The following is a 20,851-nucleotide window of genomic DNA, read 5'->3' on the forward strand; positions in this document are numbered from 1 at the left end:
CTTGTGTGGCTGCATGTTGCTTCCTCTTGTTAAAGCTGGTTTAAAATGGCAGATGTAGCGCCTTAAGAGGAGGTCCTGCTGCCTGCGTTTTAAGATTATCTTCCGATAATAGAGCAGCAGCAACAGGAGCGGCAATGCCTCTGGAGGTCGGTTTTTATTGAAATAATTGGTGAAGGTGCCGGTCTGCTAAGAAGGCAGTTATTACCTTTTGAAATCGCTCATCGGTTGAATACCCTTGTCTTTACCGGCTGCTACACCTGCACTTCCGGTATTTCGCCTTCTATTAGCAGTGTTCCTGCCGTTGCCCTTTTTATGTCTTCTACCGATACGCCTGGTGTCCGCTCCAGCAGTTTAAAACCCTGCCCGGTTACCTCCAGCACGGCCAGGTCGGTAACGATTTTCTTGACACATGCCAGGCCGGTAAGGGGGAGGGTGCAGTTTTTCAGAAGCTTGGAGGAGCCGTCGCGGGCGGTGTGCTGCATGGCCACGATAATGTTTTTGGCAGAGGCCACCAGGTCCATGGCGCCGCCCATGCCTTTCACCATTTTGCCCGGAATTTTCCAGTTGGCAATGTCGCCGCGCTCCGATACCTCCATGGCCCCGAGTATGGTCAGGTCCACATGCTCGCCGCGTATCATGCCAAAGCTGTCGGCGGAGCTGAACAAGGCGGAGCCCGGCAAGGTAGTGATGGTCTGCTTGCCGGCGTTGATCAGGTCCGGGTCCACCTTGTCTTCGGTGGGGAAGGGCCCCATGCCCAGCAAGCCGTTCTCCGACTGCAGCACCACCTCCAGCCCTTCCGGAATGTAGTTGGCCACCAGCGTGGGGATACCGATCCCCAGGTTGACGTACATGCCATTCTTCACCTCTTTGGCAATTCGCTTTGCAATTCCGTGTTTATCCATGTTAATGTGCTAATGTGTTTAATGTGCTCATGTGCTAATTTTTTTCTTGCTTCGGGCCTAAGTTGTGGGCTAAAAAATGAGCTGAGTTATTTACTGTTTAATTTGCTGCTGTGAATGATCCTCGAGAGTAGCTTTTGTACTTCCAGAAGTTTATCTAATTTATCAGACGTATCCGGATAACCTACACGTAACTTGCAGAGCAACAGCCAGTATTCAGTTTCTTTGGCTTCTTTGGCCGCAATTTTAAGTTTATGAATAAAATCTGCTTTGCTCTCAGCATGTTGCGATTCCCAGACATTGGCTCCTATAGACGTGCCGCTTTTCAGAAGTTGGTTGGCAATCACGTATTTCTTTTCACCTTCAAGGGCCTCTGCATACTGGATAATGGAGAGAGCAAACTGAAAGGACTTGTTTACTATTACGTTATCAGAAATTCCAGTATAATTAATCCCATTCATTATATATACCCAGTTACAAACTGAAAAAATTAAATCATCCTCTAATCAGCACATTAGCACATTAAAAAATCATCACATTAAACTACCGTCCGCTGCTCGATGCGTTTCTCGTAGTGGGTGCCCTGGAAGATGCGTTGCACGAAAATGCCGGGGGTGTGGATCATGTTGGGGTCGAGCTCGCCGGCGGGCACCAGCTCCTCCACTTCGGCCACCGTTATGTTGCCGGCTGTGGCCATCATGGGGTTGAAGTTGCGGGCCGTGCCTTTGTAGACCAGGTTGCCGGCCGTGTCGCCTTTCCAGGCTTTTACAAAGGCAAAGTCGGCCTTGAGCCAGGTCTCCATCAAATACATTTTACCGTTGAACTCCCGGGTCTCCTTGCCTTCGCCTACCTCGGTGCCATAACCTGCCGGTGTGAAAAAAGCCGGAATACCTGCCCCACCTGCCCGGATGCGCTCTGCCAGCGTGCCCTGCGGAATCAGGTCCACCTCCAGCTCGCCGGTGAGCAGCTGGCGTTCAAACTCAGCGTTCTCGCCCACGTAGCTCGCTATCATTTTCCGGACCTGGTGCTTTTGCAGCAGCAACCCAATGCCGAAATCATCTACGCCTGCGTTGTTCGAGATACAGGTCAGGTTCTTTACCCCCAGCCGCAGCAGCTCGGCAATGGCATTTTCGGGGATGCCGCACAGCCCGAAGCCCCCGAGCATCAGCGTCATGCCGTCTTTGATGCCCGCCAATGCCGCGGTGGCATCTTTCACAGTTTTATTGATCATAAGCCGGAACGGTTGTTAGCGTACAAAAAATAGAAAAAGAGCTATATGGTTATTATAGCTCTTCGTAATTTCAGTACAAATGGTTGTTGTTTGGGTAAGAGTTATGAGTTAAAAGTGAGGCGGAAGAAATAGACAATGACAGAACTTATCGGGGTTCGACAGTTGATTTGTTCTCATGATGAAAAAATCTTGTATCTGATTTCCTGTGTCTTGTGTCCGGTAGAAGCCCGCTCTAGCGGCAAGTAGCTACCGCGAAAATGAATTATTCCAATCAAAATGCCCCTCATAAGACTTCTACAGCCGCCGCTCCGGCTACTCTAAAGTCTTAACTACCCAAAGAAGGTCCTTTCTCCTGCGTCTTGCGCCCTTTTTAGCAGCAGCAGCTTGATATACCTCTGGAGGGGGAATTTCATTCAAATAATTTGAGACGATGTTCAGTAGTTGCAGGTAATCAGTACTACAGAATTATTAGGTCCACAGAATCCTGCTACTCCTTTTATCCTGTAAATCCTTAGGGTTGGGGCGCTAACTAAAGGTTCAGACAAGCAACCACCAACCAAAACCAATCTAAAGTCCCAGCGCTTGCTCTGTGGCTGCTTTGTCTTTGGCAAGCTGAGCTTTCAGGGCGTCCAGCCCTTCAAACTTCTGCTCCTGGCGGAGCTGCTGCACAAATTCTACGGTTAAGGTCTGGCCGTACAGGTCTCCGCTGAAATGCAGCAGATGCACTTCCAGGGTCAGTTTGCTGCCATCCACGGTGGGGCGGGTGCCAATGTTCATCATGCCGGGGAGCCGCTCACCCACTACATGTACCCAGACGGCATACACACCGTTGGCCGGAATGAGTTTGTGTGGCACAGGCAGGGCCAGGTTGGCAGTCGGAAAGCCGATGGTTCGGCCAAGTTGCTGCCCTTTTTCTACCACCGAGCTCAGGCTGTAGTATCGCCCCAGGTACCGGGTGGCCGTGGGCGGGTCGCCAGACTCCAGGGCCTTTCTGATTTTGGTAGAGCTCACGGCAATATCATCTACGTCCTGCTGCGGAATCTCCTCCACCTCAAACCCGTATTGCTGTGACCGCGCCTTCAGGTGCTCGAAGCTGCCTTCGCGGTTCTTGCCGAAGCGGTGGTCGTAGCCTATCACCAGCACTTTGGTGTTGAGGGCCCGCACCAGCACATCCGTAATAAAAGTACGGGAAGTAATGCGGGAGAAATCTCGCGTAAACGGGATGATAAGCAGGTAATCTACGCCAAAGCTGCTGAGCTGCGCTATGCGCTCTTCTATGGTAGAGAGCAGCTTAAGCTTGTTGTCTTCGGGAAAAAGGACCAGGCGGGGGTGAGGCCAGTAGGTAACCACCACGCTCTGGCCACCGGCCTGGCGCGCGCGCTCCTGCACCCGCTTCAGGATTTTCTGGTGCCCTATGTGCACACCATCAAAGGTGCCGCTGGTTACAACGGCGTGGGTAAGCTTCGGGAAATCGGCAATGTCACGAATTACTTCCATCCGATGCTAATTGGGCATTTCTTATTTGCTGAATGTCTTCAATAGAGAGCGCGTCTTCTACCTTATAGTCGCCGATACGGGTACGCACCAGCGCGGAGAGGTGGGCGCCACAGCCCAGCTTTTGCCCCAGGTCATGGGCCAGGCTCCGGATATAGGTCCCTTTGCTGCAGACTACTTTAAAATGAACCACTGCGCCTTCTACGGCCGTAATGTCGAACGCCTTGATGGTGATGCTGCGGGGTTTTATCTCAGCGGTTTGTCCTTTCCGGGCCAGCAAGTAAGCCCGCTTGCCATCTATCATCACAGCCGAGTAAATAGGCGGCACCTGCTCTATGGTGCCTACAAAGGTAGCTGCGGCCGCTTTCAGGTCGTCTTCTGAAATATGGCTGATGTCGGTGGGCTCCGAAACCTCCGTCTCCAGGTCGTAAGAGGGGGTGGTCTGGCCGATGGTGATCGTGCCGGTATATTCCTTTTCCTGCGCCTGAATCTCATCGATGCGCTTGGTGAACTTGCCGGTGCACAAAATCAACAGCCCGGAGGCCAGCGGGTCCAGTGTGCCGGCGTGGCCTATCTTTTTCACCCGCAGGATGTTGCGCACCTTCTTCACCACATCAAACGATGTCCAGGTCAGGGGTTTGTCTATCAGTAATATTTCTCCGGCTTCAAAGTCGTATACCATGCTTAGAATTTTAAATCGATACCCATGGCTAGCAGCATGAGTATGGCTATACCTACGGCAATCCGGTAATATCCGAACACCCTGAATCCATATTTTGTGAGGAAGGAGATAAACGATTTGATGGCAATCATGGCTACCACAAACCCTACCACGTTCCCGATTAGCAGCAGCTTTACGTCTTCTGAGCTGATGATAGAGAAGCTGTGCTGAATTTTTGGCCAGTCGAAATACACGATGTCGGAAATTTCGAGCTTGAGCATGTCTTTGATGAACTTAAACGAAGCGGCGGCCAGCATGGTGGGCACCGCCAGGAAAAAAGAGAACTCTGCGGCGGCTTTCCGGTTCACGCCCTGCGCCAGCCCCCCGATAATAGAGGCCGCCGAGCGCGATACTCCCGGAATCATGGCGATGCACTGAAAAAAGCCGATCACAAAAGCATTCCTGTAGTTGATCCTGTCCCGGTCGGCGTGGGTAAACCATTTGTCTATGAACACCAGCACCACGCCGCCCACAATCAGCATCACGGCCGTGATGAGGATACTCTCCAGCATCGCGTCTATGGCTTCTTCGAGCAGCAGGCCCAGCACGGCAGCCGGTATAAAGGCCACCAGGATTTTCTTATACAGGTCTAAACTAGTGACAAACCGCCTCCAGTAGAGCACCACCACCGACAAGATAGCGCCAAACTGAATACTAACCGCAAAAATCTTGGTGATCGGCAGCTCGTTAATGCCCATCAGGGTGGCTGCTATAATCATGTGCCCGGTAGACGAGACAGGCAGAAATTCGGTAAGTCCTTCTACGATCGCTAAAATAATAGCTTGCCAAACGCTCATCTACTCATTTGTTTTATCCTTCACCAGAATGGCAAAAAGCTCTATCACAAAACCGGCAAACACCACCAGCGGGCCCAGGGTTATTCCCAGAAAGCCGAGGCCATACTGCTCTTTGTCCATTGTCATGATGATAAAGCCAAGGGCCAGCACAACGATCCCGGCCAGCATCAGTACATAGTTTTTCCTGCCAAAGGCAAGCTTAGGTTTGTTCTCCATTATCAATATAATTCGTCTAATGACATTCCAAGGTATTTTCGCACGGCCCGGTAAGAGCTCAGGAACCCGATAATGCAGCCGAGCACGACCAGGGCAATCATGAGCAGGTACATCTGGTGCTCATCGCGCAGCAGGCGCAGCTCCTCCATTTCGAAATAGGCGTACTGCATGAGCGCATAAAGCAGCACCGAGGCAATAATGCCACTTAATATTCCCTGCCAGGTAGCCCGGTTCAGGAAAGGGCGCTGGATAAAAAAGGAGGTGGCTCCCACCAGCTGCATGCTCCTGATCAGGAAACGCTGCGAGTAGAGCGCCAGCTTCACGGTATTGTTAATCAGGATGGTGACTACCAGCAGCAGGATGGCCGCAAAAGCGATCAGTACCAGGCTCACCTTCTGGATGTTGCTGTTGATAGACTCAATCAGATTGGCCACGTACTGCACCTCGTACACGCCGTTGATGTCCTGCAGGTCTTTTTGTATTTTCTGGAGCTCCTCGGAGCCGGAGTGGTCGGCGTCTATTTTCAGGATGTAGGCATCGCGGAGCGGGTTCTCACCCAGGAAAGCCATAAAATCTTCCTCTGTCTCATCCAGAAAAGCCCTGGCGCCCTCTTCTTTCGACACGAAGCGCACCTGTGCCGAATCATTTTTGTAGGCGATGTATTCTTTGGCTGCGAAGGTCTTCTGCAGGCGCACCAGCTGCACATCGGTCAGGTTGCGGTCCAGGTACACCTGCATCTCTATGCTTTCCTTCACGATCTCGGAGAGTTTGCCGGCATGAAGGAGCAGCAGGCCGAACAGGCCGATCACAAAAAGAGAAAGCGTAATGCTGAACATGACCATCGTGTGCGGATAGCTGCCAAGTTTTTTCTTTTTAACTAATTTAGGGTGCTGCTTTACCATAACTTTCAATTCGGCACAAAAATAGAAATATTATTCAAGAGCTTGTTCAAAATTCGACATTTGCCTGAAATTCGTTTCCAAACACAAGCCGCCCGGCAGCTATCCTTTTTCTAACGACGCTGCCGGGCAATCCATTGCAGGCTCTTTATTTCGGCCCTGTTTCCTATAGCTGTGCAGCAGTAGCAGGCCATAAATGCCTGGAAGGGGCAATTTCATTAGAATAATTGATGGATGGTGGTTGTTGCTGATTGTTAAATTGTAAAATGATGGATCTGGAGATGTGAAGATTTGAAAACTTGCAGCTGAGTTGGTTTGAAAGTGAATTTCTGAGAAAGTTTACATACCCGCTCAACTCTTTACGCATAACTCTTCACCAGTTAAATCCTTGTGCAGGTAGAAAGTCATTCATTTAGCAACTACTACTAAATGTAGAGCAGCAGCAGCAGCAGAAACCGCCGGAGGCCCAATTTCATTCAAATAATTGCCTCGCTTCAAAAGCAAGCAGACAATCCTGTGTCTTACGTCCTGTGTCCTGTGTCTAAAAAATTACAGCCGCAGGCGAGGGTCTGAGTCAAGAATGATCTGTTCCTGTTCCTGGAGCCTTCGGCGCTCCCGGCGGGAGGCTCTGTTGCGGCCAAACAGCTCGCGCACCGTGTCGAAGCGCTTGGTGTGCAGCAAGCTGACGCTCTGGCTCACCAGTGCCCTGCCGGTAAGGCCGCTGGGGTTGGTGTTGTACTCCAGGCGCGCCCGCAGCTCCCCGCTACGGGTTATGTAATATTCCAGCGACCAGTCGCCCTGGTAAGTGTTTTGGTTTCTGGTGCCGCCTGTGCCGGTTGCCCCACCGGCATTGCTGAAGCCCGACTGGCTGGTTACCCGCAGCCTGCCCTGGAAGAAGTTGTAGCTCAGCCGCACCTGCAAAGCCGAGAGCGCATCCTGGTTAAAGGTGTTGCGGCCAAGGCCAATATCTACCTGCAGGTTGCTGTCGATGCTGTTGAAGAAGGTGTTGAGCTGGCCGGATAGCAAGCTGCCCAGGCTGCCTCCCACGGCTGCTGTGCCGGCCCCCTCCAGGCCCAAAGAGCCGGGTGGCGCAAGCCGCTGCATCACCAAAAGGCTGAACACCTGCCGGTTGAGCTCATTCTCATCGTTCTTGATCGAGCTGATGAAAGGAGAAAGTATCGTTTGCGCATCCTGGGGCAGTTCATCGAAGTTCAGACCAAGCTTTATCTCGGGCGTAAGAATGGGCCCGCTCAGGTCGATTACGGCGGTAACCGGATAGCTGCCCTGCACTTCCGCGCCGGAAGGAGCAAAGTCGGCCAGCGAGGTCTGCTGCGAATAGGTGGCGTTTATGCGCATGGTGCCTGCCAGCGGGTCGCCGTTCCAGGAGATGGTGCCGCCGGGGGTAACCCTAAACTCCCGCGATACCAGGCCCTCCAGCAGGTTAAAGTTGTAGGCTCCCTGCGTAATCTCAAAAGTGCCGAACATGTTAAACTCTCCCCGCGTGTCGATCGTCATCCGGATCAGGCCATTGCCCGATCCCCTGATCACATCACCGGTCTGCCTGTCGATGATGATCTCGAAGTAGGCGTCGTCGGTTACATCGAGGTTAAAGTTCATGTTGATGCCGGAGAGGTTTACGCGCTGTTTTTCTACGGCCACTGCCACGCCGGTGGTGTCGGTGGTATTGCGGTTCACGAACCGGATAAAGTCTTTCTGCCCCAGCTCGGTCTGGTTGTCCATGGGCAGCACGATGCGGGTGTTCTCGTTGCTCCGGGCCGTCACGTTTATCTGCAGGTTATCTACGGGTCCCAGCACCGAGGCGGTGCCGGTGGCGAAGGCTGTGCCGTAGTAGAGCTCGTTCTGGCTGCTGGTGGTGTTGAGCACCATAAAGTTGCGGTAGCGTCCCTGTATGTCGAGCACCATGTTCTTAAAGCCATCGTGGGCTATTCCTCCGGAGATGGTGGCTGTGTTGCCGTAGAGGTCGGTGAGGCGGGCATTGCGGAAACTGATGCTGTTGGCTCCGAAGTACACCCTGTCGGTCAGGCGGTAGGTGGTGCCCAGGTAGTCGAAACGGAACTGCCCGTTGTTCACCATCACCGATCCGGTCAGCACAGGCGAGTTCAGGCGGCCCAGTATCCGGATGCGGCCTTCCATGGTACCCTCCAGGTTCGACATGATGGGTTTCAGGATCGGCTCCACAATTTTGAGCTGGGAGTTGTCCATCACGGCCAGCATGTCCAGCTGTTCCTCGGGGGCATCGGGCTTGTAATTGCCGGTGACCGACAGCACCTTTTTGCCGCCGTAACTGATGCCAAAATCCATGGCGAGCTGCTGCTGGCTGTTGTTCCAGTCAGACCGGCCCACCACATCACCGATGAGCACATTGTCGAAGTGCAGGGAATCTACCTGAAGCATGGAGTTCAGAATGGCCTGGTTGTACAAATCCTGCACGGTCAGCTCCCCGTTCAGCCTGCCCCGCAGCTGTTGCTCAATCAGCGGGTTCAGATTGCGCAGATCGAAATCCTGCACATTCACCTTCAGAATACTTTCCGGATTGTCGGAGATAAGGCCCAGGATGTTGAATACCTGGTTGCGGTTGGTCAGCGCGAAGTTCTCGAACAGGATGCTCCTGCCTCTGTCGCTGATCAGGATGGTGTTGCCCGGCGTAAAAGCCCAGGCATTATCGAGCAGCGTAATGTTGGAGCGGTTAAACACCAGCTGCACCTGGTTTTCCAGAAAGTTGAGGTCCCCGGAAATGGTTGCCCGGTTGTCCTGGCCCGTCTGGGCAATGTTGGTGGAGAAGTTGATGGTTCTTTCGCTCCAGATGCCTTCCAGGTAGAAATTCTCTGTGTCGCCGACGGATGGCAGCAGTTGCTCCTCCGAGGTGATCAGGGCACTTGCCAGCACGTCGGGGGTTCGCTGCAGTTTGGATGTGTTGAGTTCGATGTTGTTGCTGTACAGGGCGATGTTGTCGTACAAGACGGTGTCTATGCGGGTAAAAAGATCGAAAATAACGGTGTTGCCATGCCGGAAGGAGCCCTCAATCTTGGAAAAATCGGAGATGGTGAGCTGCGGCATGAACAGGTGCAGCAGCGGGTTGGCGCGTTTCAGGTAAATGTCGTAGTCTACCCGGTACTCCTGCTGCAGGGCACTATTCTTTTGGTTATAGTAGGCGGCTATGGCCACATCGTTGCTCTCGAAGTTCAGGGTATACTCGTGCACGAGCTGCTTCAGGTCGTCTATAAGCACGGTGTAGTCAAAATCGCCGCGAGCCTGCAGGGCAATCAGATCTGAGACGAACGACAGGCTGCGGGTTCCCTGGTCTACGGTGGAGATAATATTGACAGAATCCAGCGCAAGCGTATTGCCATCGTAGCTTATTTCGGCGTTCTTAAAGAGGGCAGTCCCGGCAAAGTCGTCGAGCCGCAGACCCTTAAAGTTTAAGTCCGATTCGGCACGAATGGCCAATGGCTTCTCTGTAAAGCCCAGCCCCTGCAGGTCTGCTTTCTGCAGGTTGGCCACCAGGTTAAAAGCCTTGGCATTGGGGGCCAGGTGCACCACGCCATCGGCATTAATTACCAGGTTAGGATCGTTTACTGCTACCTTGCCGGTAAACATCTGGCGGCTCAGGGTGCCGTTGGCCTTTATGTTGCGGTAGTTGTAGTCGAGCAGGTGCAACTGCCGGATGGTGGCGTTTAAGGTCACCCGGGCTGTTTGCAGGTCGAAACCGGAACCTGCTATCCGGCCTTCCATCGAGATCGTCTTTAAAAGGTCCGTGTTGCCCACAAGCCGGCCCAGGTTAAAGCCGTTCGTTTTGAGGTAACCGGTGTAGGAGGAACTGCGGGTCTCGTCATCAATCTTCAGGTTTATATCCGATTCCAGGCTGCCCAGGGCGGTTGAAAAGGAGCCGTTGGCCACAAAGTCCTCGTAGAAACCGACAAAACGCCCTTCCAGCTCCACGGTGCCCAGGCGGGCTGCCACCGTATAAACCTCTTTGGGCAGAAAATGCCTGATGTCGCTGGCGTTGATGGTGGAGGGCCTGAGCCGTATATTGGCAAATGTCTCTTTGGCGTTGGGCAGGCCATCGGCGCTCAGGCTGCCCACGATGTGGGTGTTTTGGCCATAGGTCAGGTCCAGGTTAGAGGCTGTAAAATTGCCGACCTTCCCTTTTATCTCGGCTGTGCTCACGAGCAGGTTCTCGTCGTAGTTCAGCAGCTGGGGGGCGAAAACCGCAATGTCCTGGGAGTATACTTTGGTATTTTTTAAGTTCGCTGTTACGCTTACACTGTCTACAAACGATCTGAAGTTCAGGAAACGGTCATAATCGAAGCGCACATAGTGCTGCAGGTGGCTTTGGTTTACCCGCAGGTCCAGCTCATCAAATTCCCAGAAGGTAGGGGCATAGGTCATCCGTACGTCCAGGTTGTGGAGCTTTGTGCCGGACCTGGTTTCGTTTGCCCGCAGGTCGGTAATGCGTGCCCGTAGCGTGTCACCCGGCTCTAATTCTGTGAAGCGCCCGTTCAGTTTATCCACCGTCATATGAAAATAATCGATGCCATTGGGGGCAGGGGCTTTGCTGAAGTCGTCGTAGGTAAAGCGCCCGTTGTGGATCAGGACCTCATCGATCGAGAAATCAAATGGCTGATTTTTTGGCTTCGTAGGATCTTTTCGGATCAGCTTGTTCAGGGCCTTCAGAAAAGTGCTCAGGTTCAGGGTGTCGGTGCCCTCGTACTTTACCAGGTTGGCGCGGGGTTCGTTCAGCTCCAGCGTGCCTATGTGGAGGGTATTGGGATCGAAAATTGAGAAGAGGCTTATTTCGGCTTCGGCACTGCCCAGGTAGAACAATTCCTGTTTGCGGTAATCGAGCACTTTTACTTTTTCCAGAATCACATTCCGGAAGAACTTAATGTTCACCTTCTCAATGGTGACCTCATGCTCGAGTGTCTGGGAGAGATATTCGGCTGCTTTCTTGGCCACTTTGGTCTGCACCTTCGGGTATTGCAGCGCAACATAAGCCACGCCAAAGAGTAAGATTAGGAACAAGAGCAGCCCTAACGCTATTTTTAGAATAGCTTTTCCTATAACTTTGGCGTAATTCTTTGACTGTTCCTTTTCCAAAAATGATTGAACCTACGATTTTAGCAATCGAATCTTCTTGCGACGAGACCTCTGCTGCCGTTATACGGGGCGGCCAGGTATTGTCTAATATAGTGGCCACACAGGCCGTGCACGAGCAATACGGCGGCGTGGTACCAGAACTAGCCTCCCGGGCGCACCAGCAAAATATTATACCGGTCGTTACCCAGGCGCTTAGCAAGGCAAATGTAACAAAAACTGATCTAAATGCAGTAGCTTTCACGCGTGGCCCCGGTTTGCTGGGTGCCTTGCTGGTTGGCTGCACCTTCGCCAAATCGTTTGCCCTGGGCCTGGATATCCCGCTCATAGAGGTAAACCACATGCAGGCGCATATTCTGGCCCATTTCATAGATGAGCCTAAACCGAACTTCCCCTTCCTGTGCCTCACCGTAAGCGGCGGCCACACGCAGGTAGTGCTGGTAAAGAGCCACCTCGACATGCAGGTGATCGGCCAGACCACAGACGATGCCGTAGGAGAGGCCTTCGACAAGACCGCCAAGATGCTGGGCTTGCCATACCCCGGCGGCCCTATGCTCGACAAAACGGCCGCTACGGGCAACCCGAAGGCATTTCAATTCCCGGTGGGCAATATGCCCGGCTACGACTTTTCGTTCAGCGGCATCAAGACCGCAGTGCTTTACTTCCTTAAAGACCAAACGAAGCAAAACCCTGACTTCGTACAGGAGAACCTGGCAGATATTTGCGCCAGTGTACAATTCACGCTCATTCAGACGCTGCTCAAAAAGCTGGTGCAGGCCAGCAAAGACCTGGGCATACGCGAAGTGGCCATTGCCGGTGGGGTATCGGCCAACTCGGGGCTGCGGCAGGCCCTGCAGGACTACGCCAAAAAGTATAACTGGACCGTATATATTCCCGCTTTTGAGTATTGCACCGATAATGCAGGTATGATAGCCATAGCGGCTCATTACCAATACCTTGCCGGCGACTTTACCGGTCAGCTCGCCAGCCCGGACCCGAGGATGAAAATTTAGTAGATTTGGAAATGAGAAGATTTGAAAATTCGGAGATTGAGGCCTGGCTTAACTCTGATTATATAAGATAGAAATGCAATCATATATGTAGGTGATTAGTATAGCAAGAGGCTCTATGTTAAAAAATGCCTTTTATCTAACATCTATCATCTAAAATCTAGCATCTAATTTAATGGCAAAAAAAGAGAAAGACCGGATAAAGAAGTTTGTAAACATCGTGAACCGCAGGGCTTCTTTTGAGTACCAGTTCCTGGAAAAATATGTGGCAGGCGTGATGCTGCGCGGCACCGAGATCAAATCTATCCGTGAGGGCAAGGTGAACCTGCAGGACGGCTACTGCGTGGTGCAGAACGGGGAACTGTGGCTGCACAACATGCACATCGCCACCTATACCGAGGGTACCCACTACAACCACGAGCCCATGCGCGTGCGCAAGCTGCTGCTGAACAGGAACGAGCTGCGCAAACTGGAGAAAAATGCCGAAGAGCAGGGGGTAACCATTATCCCGATCCGGGTGTTTATTAATGACCGCGGTTTCGCCAAAGTGGAGATCGCGCTGGCCCGAGGCAAAAAACTGTACGACAAGCGCGAAGACATAAAAGCCCGCGATGTGAAGCGGGAGATGGACAGAAGCAGCTTCTGATTAGAGGATGCAGGACTTAGGGCATCAGACTAATTATTTGTGCTCTGGAAGCTCGTTTCATTCATGATAAGATAGGAGGCGTTATTTGATTACTGGTGATCAGGCCTTTATATCAGTGTTGTTGTGGCGTTTGTTGAAGAAGAAACCCTCGTGTTAAGTATAATTCTGATCCATTCTATACAAGTAAAAATAAGCTATGGCGAAAAACAAACCGGAAACTGCTGCGCAACTTGTTCCTCAGATCAAAAAAGAGACCAGCCAGCTTTCGAAGCTGCAGCGGCAGTTTAACCTGAAGATAAAGCGGATCAATAAGCTGAAGGCGGAGCTGCAGCAACGCAGGGAGACCACCGCTATGCTGCAGGCCAGGGTGCAAAAGGAACTGCGACCGCTGGTAGATGAAACCATCGAGCTGAAAGTATCCATTGTGCAGCGGCTGGACGAGACATATGATCACCCTTCGCTCCGGAAAAAGGAGAAAGAAAAGCTGGCGGAGTTCATAGAAGACCTGGCGTACAACCTGATTGAGCGGCATGGTAGAGAAGAACTGGTAGCGATACACGATAAATATGCTCCTGTAACCCATGCCGAGGCGGTGCAGGAGGCAGAGGAAGAGGCGAAGAGTATGGCGCAGGATATGTTCAAAAGCTTTTTCGGCGTTGACATAGAAGCTGATGATCTGGACGATATGGAGAAGATGAAAGCGAAGCTGGACCAGAAGATGCAGGAGCAGGAAGAAGAAGCGGCCAAACGAAAGCAAAGCCGCGGGCCTAAAAAGAAAACCAAAGCGCAGCAGGAAAAGGAGGAAGCCATGAAAGCCGAGATGCAAAACATCAGCAAGGCCAGCAGGCGCATTTATACGGAGCTGGTAAAGCAGCTGCACCCCGACAAGGAGCAGGATGAGACGCAACGTGCCTGGAAAGAGGAGGTGATTAAGGAAGTGACGCTGGCTTATAACAACGACGATTTCTTTGAACTGCTGCGCCTGCAGATGGAGTTTCTGCAGGACAAAAGCAGGACGCTGGAAGAAATGCCGGAGGAACAGTTGAAATATTATGTAAAGCTGCTGAACGATCAGGTGCATGAGCTGCAGATGGAGTCGGCTCAGTTGACGTTTGGACCCGAAGCTCAACTCTTCTACCAGTTTGGCGGCACCCCTAAGGCGGTGGAGCAGAAGTTCAGAAGGGAGAAGAAAGCCCTGCGGGATGAGGTCCAGCAGCTGCAGGAAGAACTTAAAGGTTTCTCTGATCCGGAAGTAGTACGAGTATTTATTAAGTCATTGAAATTCATGTAGATGATGCAAGGTGTTTAAAGTGGATAAGCAGGCTCAGGAGGCCCGCTTTTGTTAGAATAATTGCTGGTTGTTAGTTGTTAATTGTTGAATTATGTTTTGCGATTGGGCTTTATTTTTCAGCTTTTGTACTCTTTAAATATCGACTTTTCATTCACTCATTCAAAATTAAACAAAGTGGAACACGGAATATCTACATTGAGCCTCGTGCCCATGCGGAAGGAGGCGGCCGACAGGGCGGAGCAGGTGTCGCAGTTGCTTTTTGGCGAGTGCTATTCTGTTCTGAACACACAGGGCAACTGGCTGCAGATAGAGCTGGCTACCGACAAATATCGTGGCTGGATAGACCAGAAGCAGCATACCCCTGTGAGCCCGGATTATTTTAAGCGCTGGTGCAGCCAACCTCATCCAAGGGTGCTGGGCCTGTTGCAGACGGTAAACAGTGCGCAGGCAGCCATTCCGGTAGGCATCGGGAGCTATCTGCCTTTTTTTGATGGTGTGAACCTAAGGATTAATGAAGAAAGCTATCAGTACGGTGGCCAGGCCTCCAACCCCGAACAGGAGGCAACGGAGGCGCAGCTGGTAAAAGTGGCGCAGTCGTTTCTAAAGGCGCCGTACCAGTGGGGTGGCAAATCGGTGTTGGGGGTCGATTGCTCCGGGTTTGTGCAGCAGGTGTACGGCGTGTGTGGCTACCAACTCCCACGCGATGCCTACCAGCAGGTGGAAGCAGGGGAGGAGGTGCACTTTGCCACCCAGACCCGCCCCGGCGACCTGGCCTTTTTTTCTAACCCCGAAGGCCGCATTATCCATGTGGGGCTGATGCTGGAGAGACAGCAGATTATACACGCCCATGGCGAAGTCCGCATCGATACGCTGGATCATACCGGCATTTACCAGGCCGACCGGAAACGCTATTCGCACCAGCTGCGCCTGATCAAGCGAATTATTCCGGGGTAGCAGTATTTTCTTGCCTGAGGGAGCATATCTAAGCGGCTGTTTTCCGTACAAGCATAGCGTAAGACGAAAGCAGTTATGAGAGATAAAGTGCTTATACTCAACCAGGATTTCAGCGCCATAGCCGTCTGTTCCATTCAGAAGGCCTTTGTGTTAGTGTACCTCGACAAAGCCGAGACGGTATCGAACATCCATGATGCCGTGCTCCACACCATCAGCAAATCCTACCCCATTCCTTCGGTTATCCGCCTGCAGCGCTATGTGCGCGTGCCCTACTATGGCATCTCGCTGAGCCGCCACAATGTGCTGCGGCGCGACAATTACAAATGCCAATACTGCGGCACCATCAAAAACCTGACCCTCGACCACCTGGTGCCCCGGTCCCGGGGCGGCGAGTCGAACTGGCAAAACCTGGTAACGGCCTGCATGCGCTGCAACACCCGCAAAGGCAACCGCACCCCCGAAGAAGCCGGCTTGAAGCTGCTCTCGAAACCAAAGCGTCCCTCCCTTCTGTCGTTCCTGCAACTGCACGTAGACACGCACAACGAGGAGTGGCGTACCTATCTGGGTATGGAAGTGTAATTGCATTATATTTGTGCTAATAAATTTAGCTTCATATTTTAAACCCGCTTAAAATCAGGATTTAATAAGCTGTGAGCTGAGGTAAAGGTTGAATCATGGAATTTGTTTCCTTAACCTTTGCATCAGCCATTGCCGGCTATTGTTTCCAAGGATCGTGGCTGTTGAAAAGGGCCGGAGCAGCAGCAATGGCAGCGCCTCCGGAGGGGTGTTTTGATTAGCATAATTTGGTTTGGCAGAAACCTCGCTGCGTGCGCAGCTCCTGGCTGCTGGTCTCGTTCGACTTAACGTCAGCTGTCCTCGCTTTAAAACCTTTAAATGCGGCATCTGCAATTTTTAGCAGCATGTCGGTCAGTGTAGCGGATTCGTTGCTACTTCTGACAGCGGGATCAGCCGGAGACTAAGCTCTATTATTAATTATGTAGTCGAAAACTAGACACAGTATCTGTACAAAAGGGTGCAAATAAGCATGGAACATCATTTGGGGAAGTTCGACATGATCCTGTCAAACCGTTTATCCTGCCAATCCTTGGGGTGGGGCCCTATAGAAAGTTTCAGACAGAAAAATCCTGTGTCTTATGTCCTGCGTCATGTGTCCTTTTTTAGCAGCACCAGCAACAGCAGAGCCCTCCGAAGGGGCTTTTTCATTGGAATAATTCAGGCGTTTGAGCCCGATGCACCTTATCTTTTTCTGTTCCAGTTCCTATTTACCTGATCCACAGCCTCTTTTCTCTGAGGTAATCAAAGAAAACAATATGCCCTTAACACTGGTTTTTTTCTGAAAAATATGTACCTTTGCCCCCTTCATTCGGGTGAATGAGACCTGTGCTTTAGCAGGGAATTGTAAAACTAAACCAAACCGGCTTATTGCTCTAGGTCGGTGGCTTAACCAGAGCAACTTATTATATGAGTAATTCTCCAGATAATTTTGATTGGGACAAATTTGAAACCCAAGGTTTCGGCGGCGGCTACAGCAAAGACGAGAAAGCCGAAATGGAAAAAATGTACGACGACACCCTGACTACCGTACAGGAGCAGGAGGTTGTTAGCGGAACTGTGGTAGGCATCACTGATCGTGACGTGATCCTGAACATCGGTTTCAAATCTGATGGCCTGGTGCCGGTTTCAGAATTCAGAGATCTTCCTGACCTGAAAGTGGGCGACGAGGTTGAAGTATTTATCGAAGACCAGGAAGACCCGAACGGTCAGCTTATCTTATCCCGTAAGAAAGCGAAGATCGTGAGCGCCTGGGCTAAAATTTACGATGCCCTCGAGAACGACAAAGTTCTGGAAGGTGTTGTGAAACGCAGAACAAAAGGTGGCCTTATCACCGACATCCACGGTGTGGAAGCCTTCTTGCCAGGTTCGCAAATCGACGTGAAGCCAATCCGTGACTTCGACGTGTTTGTAGGCAAGAAAATGGAAGTGAAAGTGGTGAAAATCAACGCCGCTTTCGACAACGTGGTTGTATCGCATAAAGTACTTATCGAGAAAGACCTGGAGCAGCAACGTGCCGCTATCCTGAACAACCTCGAAAAAGGCCAGGTACTGGAAGGCGTTATCAAGAACATGACAAACTTCGGTGTGTTCATCGACCTTGGTGGCGTAGACGGTCTGCTTCACATTACAGATATTTCTTGGGGACGTATCAACCATCCGGAAGAAGTTCTGAACCTTGACCAGAAAGTAAACGTGGTGGTTCTTGACTTCGATGATGACAAGAAGCGTATTTCCCTTGGTATGAAGCAACTGACTCCTCACCCTTGGGATGCTCTTCCTGCTGAGGTTGAAGTTGGCTCAAGAGTGAAAGGCAGAATCGTGAACGTGGCTGATTACGGCGCATTCCTGGAACTGATGCCAGGTGTTGAAGGTCTGATCCACGTTTCTGAAATGAGCTGGTCGCAGCACCTGCGCAACCCACAGGACTTCATTAAGCAAGGCGACGAAGTAGAGGCAGTTGTGCTGACACTGGACCGTCAGGAGCGTAAAATGTCGCTTGGCATTAAGCAGCTGACTGAAGACCCATGGACGAAGCAGGATGTGTTAACGAAATACGGCGTGGGCACCAAGCACACGGGCGTTGTTCGTAACCTGACTAACTTCGGTCTGTTCTTAGAGCTGGAAGAAGGCGTAGACGGCCTTGTGCACGTTTCTGACCTGAGCTGGACTAAGAAGATCAAGCACCCATCTGAGTTTGTGAAAGTTGGTGAGAACCTGGACGTAGTTGTATTGGAGCTTGACGTTCCGAACAGAAGACTTGCCCTGGGCCACAAGCAACTGGAAGAAAACCCTTGGGATACATTCGAGTCGGTATTCAGCATCGGTTCTACACACAAAGCATCTGTGCTTGAGAAATCAGACAGAGGCGCGGTGCTGGAGCTGCCATACGGTATCGAAGGTTTCGCGTTCCCGAAAGGAATTCAGAAAGAGGATGGTTCTACAGTAGAGGCTGGCGAAAGCTTAGACTTTAAAGTAGTGGAATTCTCTAAAGAAGACCGTAAGATCATCCTGTCGCATGCGGCTACTTATGGCGAAGAGGCTAACAGAATGGCCAAAGCCACTAAGAAAGTGCAGCCTGCAGCCGGTGCCGAGAAAGCACCTAAGGCTCCAAAGGTACAGAAAGAGGCTGAGAACAAGTCAACGCTTGGTGACCTGGATGCCCTGTCGGCCCTGAAAGAGCAGATGATGGAGAACGAGAAAGAAGCTGGCGTGAAGAAACTGGAAGCTGCCGCTGCCAAGAAGTCGAAAGACACTCCTGGTGACGAAGCTACCGGCGAGGACGCTGCTGCTGCTGACGAAGCCTCTGAAGAAGAAAGCAAAGCTTAAGTTTAGCTTTTGCACCATAAAGAGAAGCCCCGGGAAACCGGGGCTTTTTTTGTGCCTGACTTTATGGGTTCTGCTGCCCCATGTAGGGCTGCTGGTTTACGATAAGCACCTTGTCATCGTCGAGGAGCAGGTAGCCGTAGTCGTAGCAGAGGTAGTAGGTGTTGCCCTGCTTGGTGCGGTAGAGGTGGGTAAAGTAGCGGAAGTCGAAACCCGAAATTTCCAGCACCGCCCGGCGCAGCGTGGTTTTGCCTTGTGGGCTAGCCTGCCGCAGTATGTTGCGGTTACGGCGCAGGATCTGGTTGATGTGGCGCATGAGCACTTCGCTTTCGTCGCCTTTCTTTCGGAGCGTGTTGGCCGTGGCGCGGCACTGGTCGGAGCAAAAGCGCTTATCGGCCCGCCCCACCATGCTGGTGCCGCAATGCAGGCAAGTCTTCTCTTCTTTTTTCATAGCCGTAATTATCCGGATACTTCCGGAAGCTTCCGGTTAAAACGGATACTTCCGCATACTTCCGGATATATACGGATAAACTTCGGCTACGGCTTTGCCGGCTTGTAATTTGGCGCTATGGCTAATGATGCAAGCAAAAACTGGTCTTATACCGATAACACAGTGTTTCTGAACCTGCTGGAGCACAACGGGAAAAAGTATATCCGGCTGTGGTACAAGCCCAACCCCTTTATCAGCAGCAAGCTGAAGGATGCGGCCTGGATAAAGTTCAGCCAGACGTACAAGTGCTTCGTCATGCACCACACCCCGCAAACCATTGAGCGTACCTACAGCCTGTTCAGGGGCCTGGCAAGGGTAAGCACCCGCTACCTGCACCGGCCAAAGCGCCTGAAGCCGGACAACCAGGTCCCGGTGCTGGCCGGACAGCAGACCGAGCCACTGGAAAAGCTGCCGGTGCTGCCGGTGGTGCGCCTGCAGCCCATGGCAACAGTCGGGGGCACCCTGGTGAGCATTACGCACCGCTACAGCAAACCGATTTACGACAGGCTGAAGGAAAGCCGGGTGGCGCGCTGGCAAAAGGAGCAGCAGTGCTTTGCCATGGCTCCGGGCGGCGAGCCGATGCTGGTGCTCCTGGAAGAGCTGCGGGGGCTGGCACAGCTGTGGCTGAGCCAGGAGCTGCAGGTAAAGGACCTGGTGCTGCAGCGTGCGCTCTGGGAACAGAGCTACCTGAAACAGGCACCGTATATTACCTGCCCGCTGGACTACCTGGAGAAACTGTTTCTGCTCAACTACAGCCCCAACACCATCCGGACCTACCATGGCATGCTCCTACGCTTTTTAAACAGCCACGCCGGTAAAGGACTGGAAGGCATCAAACATTTTACGGAAGAAGAGATAAACAACTATCATCGTGCCATGGTGCAGACAGGCAGCTGGTCGTGCTCGTTTGTGAACCAGAGCATCAATGCCGTTAAGTTTTATTACCAGCGGGTGCTGGGCCGCCACGAAGTGCAGCTAAACCTGGTGGAGCGGCCCGAGAAGCCCGAGCGCCTGCCCACCGTGCTCAGCAAAGCGGAAGTAGCCCGGATACTGGGAGCCACCGACAACCTGAAGCACCGCTGTATGCTGCAGCTGCTTTATGCTGGAGGCCTGCGCATAGGGGAGGTGATAAACCTGAAGCTGACCGATGTGCAGTCGGAGAGGAACCTGCTGCTGATCAGGGGCGGAAAGGGCAAGAAAGACCGCACCACGCTGCTTTCGCAGAAGCTGCTGGAGAACCTAAGGGCTTACTACAAGCAGTATAAACCAAAAGTATGGTTGTTTGAGGGGCAGTTTGGAGGGCAATATACTGTGGAAAGCATTCGGAATGTGTTCAGAGCCTGTATGGAAAAGGCCTGCATTAAAACCAGGGCTACGCCGCACACGCTCCGGCATTCGTTTGCTACCCACCTGCTGGAGCAGGGGACAGACCTGCGTTATATACAGTCGCTGCTAGGGCACCGGAATAGCAAGACTACCGAAATTTATACACATATAACATCGCATGCGCTAGAAAAAATTGTGAGTCCCTTGGATAATCTTTAGAATTAAATTACCTTGATACCAAAATAAAAAATCTGCTGTGATGCTCACTTTTACAAAAAGCATCACAACATACAGTAAAACCACCTACGCACATAGTGCAGATAACCGTATGTTGTTTGGGGGTATTACTGCTATCCAATAGTT

Annotated in this window: 17 protein-coding genes; 7 read left to right on the forward strand and 10 right to left on the reverse strand. The window is 51.9% G+C overall.

Translation table 11 applies throughout. From position 1 onward, the window contains the following. Positions 1 to 251: 251 nt before the first annotated feature. The 9 genes from FJM74_RS16285 to FJM74_RS16325 form a co-directional block, all read right to left on the reverse strand. Positions 252 to 902, reverse strand: coding sequence for a 3-oxoacid CoA-transferase subunit B (locus FJM74_RS16285; RefSeq protein ID WP_187263702.1), 651 nt, complete (start codon positions 900 to 902; stop codon positions 252 to 254). Positions 903 to 988: 86 nt separating this feature from the next. Then, positions 989 to 1,360, reverse strand: a complete 372-nt coding sequence (locus FJM74_RS16290; protein ID WP_187263703.1) for a four helix bundle protein — start codon at positions 1,358 to 1,360, stop codon at positions 989 to 991. Positions 1,361 to 1,437: 77 nt separating this feature from the next. Continuing rightward, positions 1,438 to 2,130, reverse strand: coding sequence for a CoA transferase subunit A (locus FJM74_RS16295; protein WP_187263704.1), 693 nt, complete (start codon positions 2,128 to 2,130; stop codon positions 1,438 to 1,440). Between the two features lie 567 nt (positions 2,131 to 2,697). Next, the gene (locus FJM74_RS16300; protein WP_187263705.1) at positions 2,698 to 3,627 is read right to left on the reverse strand and encodes a bifunctional riboflavin kinase/FAD synthetase; all 930 of its coding nucleotides are present in this window, start codon (positions 3,625 to 3,627) and stop codon (positions 2,698 to 2,700) included. Further along, complete coding sequence (gene truB, locus FJM74_RS16305) at positions 3,611 to 4,306, reverse strand: tRNA pseudouridine(55) synthase TruB (RefSeq protein WP_187263706.1); 696 nt, start codon at positions 4,304 to 4,306, stop codon at positions 3,611 to 3,613. Before truB ends, FJM74_RS16300 begins: the two co-directional genes overlap by 17 nt. Positions 4,307 to 4,308: 2 nt before the next feature. Then, a complete protein-coding gene (locus tag FJM74_RS16310) occupies positions 4,309 to 5,142 on the reverse strand; it encodes an undecaprenyl-diphosphate phosphatase (RefSeq protein WP_187263707.1) in 834 nt (277 codons plus the stop codon). Then, the gene (locus FJM74_RS16315; RefSeq protein ID WP_187263708.1) at positions 5,143 to 5,358 is read right to left on the reverse strand and encodes a DUF3098 domain-containing protein; all 216 of its coding nucleotides are present in this window, start codon (positions 5,356 to 5,358) and stop codon (positions 5,143 to 5,145) included. Between the two features lie 2 nt (positions 5,359 to 5,360). Next, positions 5,361 to 6,260 (reverse strand): cell division protein FtsX, encoded by a 900-nt coding sequence (locus tag FJM74_RS16320; RefSeq protein WP_187263709.1) that lies wholly within the window; start codon positions 6,258 to 6,260, stop codon positions 5,361 to 5,363. 546 nt (positions 6,261 to 6,806) lie between these two features. Further along, on the reverse strand, positions 6,807 to 11,375 hold the full coding sequence (locus FJM74_RS16325; RefSeq protein ID WP_449426652.1) for a translocation/assembly module TamB domain-containing protein: 4,569 nt from the start codon (positions 11,373 to 11,375) through the stop codon (positions 6,807 to 6,809). A 2-nt stretch (positions 11,376 to 11,377) separates the two neighbouring features. On the opposite strand from FJM74_RS16325, the gene tsaD reads away from it, so the two are divergent. From tsaD to rpsA, 6 genes are all read left to right on the forward strand, one after another. Beyond that, the gene (gene tsaD / locus FJM74_RS16330) at positions 11,378 to 12,385 is read left to right on the forward strand and encodes a tRNA (adenosine(37)-N6)-threonylcarbamoyltransferase complex transferase subunit TsaD (protein WP_187263711.1); all 1,008 of its coding nucleotides are present in this window, start codon (positions 11,378 to 11,380) and stop codon (positions 12,383 to 12,385) included. A 172-nt stretch (positions 12,386 to 12,557) separates the two neighbouring features. Next, positions 12,558 to 13,028, forward strand: coding sequence for an SsrA-binding protein SmpB (gene smpB / locus FJM74_RS16335; RefSeq protein ID WP_187263712.1), 471 nt, complete (start codon positions 12,558 to 12,560; stop codon positions 13,026 to 13,028). A 196-nt stretch (positions 13,029 to 13,224) separates the two neighbouring features. Next, positions 13,225 to 14,319, forward strand: coding sequence for a J domain-containing protein (locus FJM74_RS16340; RefSeq protein ID WP_187263713.1), 1,095 nt, complete (start codon positions 13,225 to 13,227; stop codon positions 14,317 to 14,319). Between the two features lie 174 nt (positions 14,320 to 14,493). Next, positions 14,494 to 15,273, forward strand: a complete 780-nt coding sequence (locus FJM74_RS16345; protein ID WP_317175568.1) for a C40 family peptidase — start codon at positions 14,494 to 14,496, stop codon at positions 15,271 to 15,273. A 75-nt stretch (positions 15,274 to 15,348) separates the two neighbouring features. After that, entirely contained in the window at positions 15,349 to 15,852 is a 504-nt protein-coding gene (locus FJM74_RS16350; protein WP_187263714.1) for an HNH endonuclease, read from the forward strand. Between the two features lie 903 nt (positions 15,853 to 16,755). Beyond that, positions 16,756 to 18,675 carry a 30S ribosomal protein S1 gene (rpsA, locus tag FJM74_RS16355; protein WP_241739203.1) on the forward strand — a complete coding sequence of 640 codons (1,920 nt, stop codon included), beginning with the start codon at positions 16,756 to 16,758 and terminating at the stop codon, positions 18,673 to 18,675. A gap of 61 nt (positions 18,676 to 18,736) precedes the next feature. Here the strand turns inward: rpsA and FJM74_RS16360 are convergent, their stop codons facing one another. Beyond that, complete coding sequence (locus tag FJM74_RS16360; protein ID WP_187263715.1) at positions 18,737 to 19,123, reverse strand: hypothetical protein; 387 nt, start codon at positions 19,121 to 19,123, stop codon at positions 18,737 to 18,739. A 117-nt stretch (positions 19,124 to 19,240) separates the two neighbouring features. Here FJM74_RS16360 and FJM74_RS16365 point away from each other — a divergent pair, with 117 nt between their 5' ends. Then, on the forward strand, positions 19,241 to 20,707 hold the full coding sequence (locus FJM74_RS16365; protein WP_194350019.1) for a tyrosine-type recombinase/integrase: 1,467 nt from the start codon (positions 19,241 to 19,243) through the stop codon (positions 20,705 to 20,707). Positions 20,708 to 20,851: the final 144 nt, after the last annotated feature.

Source organism: Pontibacter beigongshangensis (genome assembly GCF_014332515.1).
Lineage (GTDB): Bacteria > Bacteroidota > Bacteroidia > Cytophagales > Hymenobacteraceae > Pontibacter > Pontibacter beigongshangensis.

Bases quoted from the DNA above. Each gene is read 5' to 3' on its own strand.
- FJM74_RS16360 (WP_187263715.1), bottom strand. From the start codon at position 19,123: ATGAAAAAAGAAGAGAAGACTTGCCTGCATTGCGGCACCAGCATGGTG.
- FJM74_RS16285 (WP_187263702.1), bottom strand. From the start codon at position 902: ATGGATAAACACGGAATTGCAAAGCGAATTGCCAAAGAGGTGAAGAAT.
- tsaD (WP_187263711.1), top strand. From the start codon at position 11,378: ATGATTGAACCTACGATTTTAGCAATCGAATCTTCTTGCGACGAGACC.
- FJM74_RS16320 (WP_187263709.1), bottom strand. From the start codon at position 6,260: ATGGTAAAGCAGCACCCTAAATTAGTTAAAAAGAAAAAACTTGGCAGC.
- FJM74_RS16300 (WP_187263705.1), bottom strand. From the start codon at position 3,627: ATGGAAGTAATTCGTGACATTGCCGATTTCCCGAAGCTTACCCACGCC.
- FJM74_RS16315 (WP_187263708.1), bottom strand. From the start codon at position 5,358: ATGGAGAACAAACCTAAGCTTGCCTTTGGCAGGAAAAACTATGTACTG.
- FJM74_RS16350 (WP_187263714.1), top strand. From the start codon at position 15,349: ATGAGAGATAAAGTGCTTATACTCAACCAGGATTTCAGCGCCATAGCC.
- truB (WP_187263706.1), bottom strand. From the start codon at position 4,306: ATGGTATACGACTTTGAAGCCGGAGAAATATTACTGATAGACAAACCC.
- FJM74_RS16365 (WP_194350019.1), top strand. From the start codon at position 19,241: ATGGCTAATGATGCAAGCAAAAACTGGTCTTATACCGATAACACAGTG.
- FJM74_RS16295 (WP_187263704.1), bottom strand. From the start codon at position 2,130: ATGATCAATAAAACTGTGAAAGATGCCACCGCGGCATTGGCGGGCATC.
- FJM74_RS16290 (WP_187263703.1), bottom strand. From the start codon at position 1,360: ATGAATGGGATTAATTATACTGGAATTTCTGATAACGTAATAGTAAAC.
- rpsA (WP_241739203.1), top strand. From the start codon at position 16,756: ATGAGTAATTCTCCAGATAATTTTGATTGGGACAAATTTGAAACCCAA.
- FJM74_RS16340 (WP_187263713.1), top strand. From the start codon at position 13,225: ATGGCGAAAAACAAACCGGAAACTGCTGCGCAACTTGTTCCTCAGATC.
- smpB (WP_187263712.1), top strand. From the start codon at position 12,558: ATGGCAAAAAAAGAGAAAGACCGGATAAAGAAGTTTGTAAACATCGTG.
- FJM74_RS16310 (WP_187263707.1), bottom strand. From the start codon at position 5,142: ATGAGCGTTTGGCAAGCTATTATTTTAGCGATCGTAGAAGGACTTACC.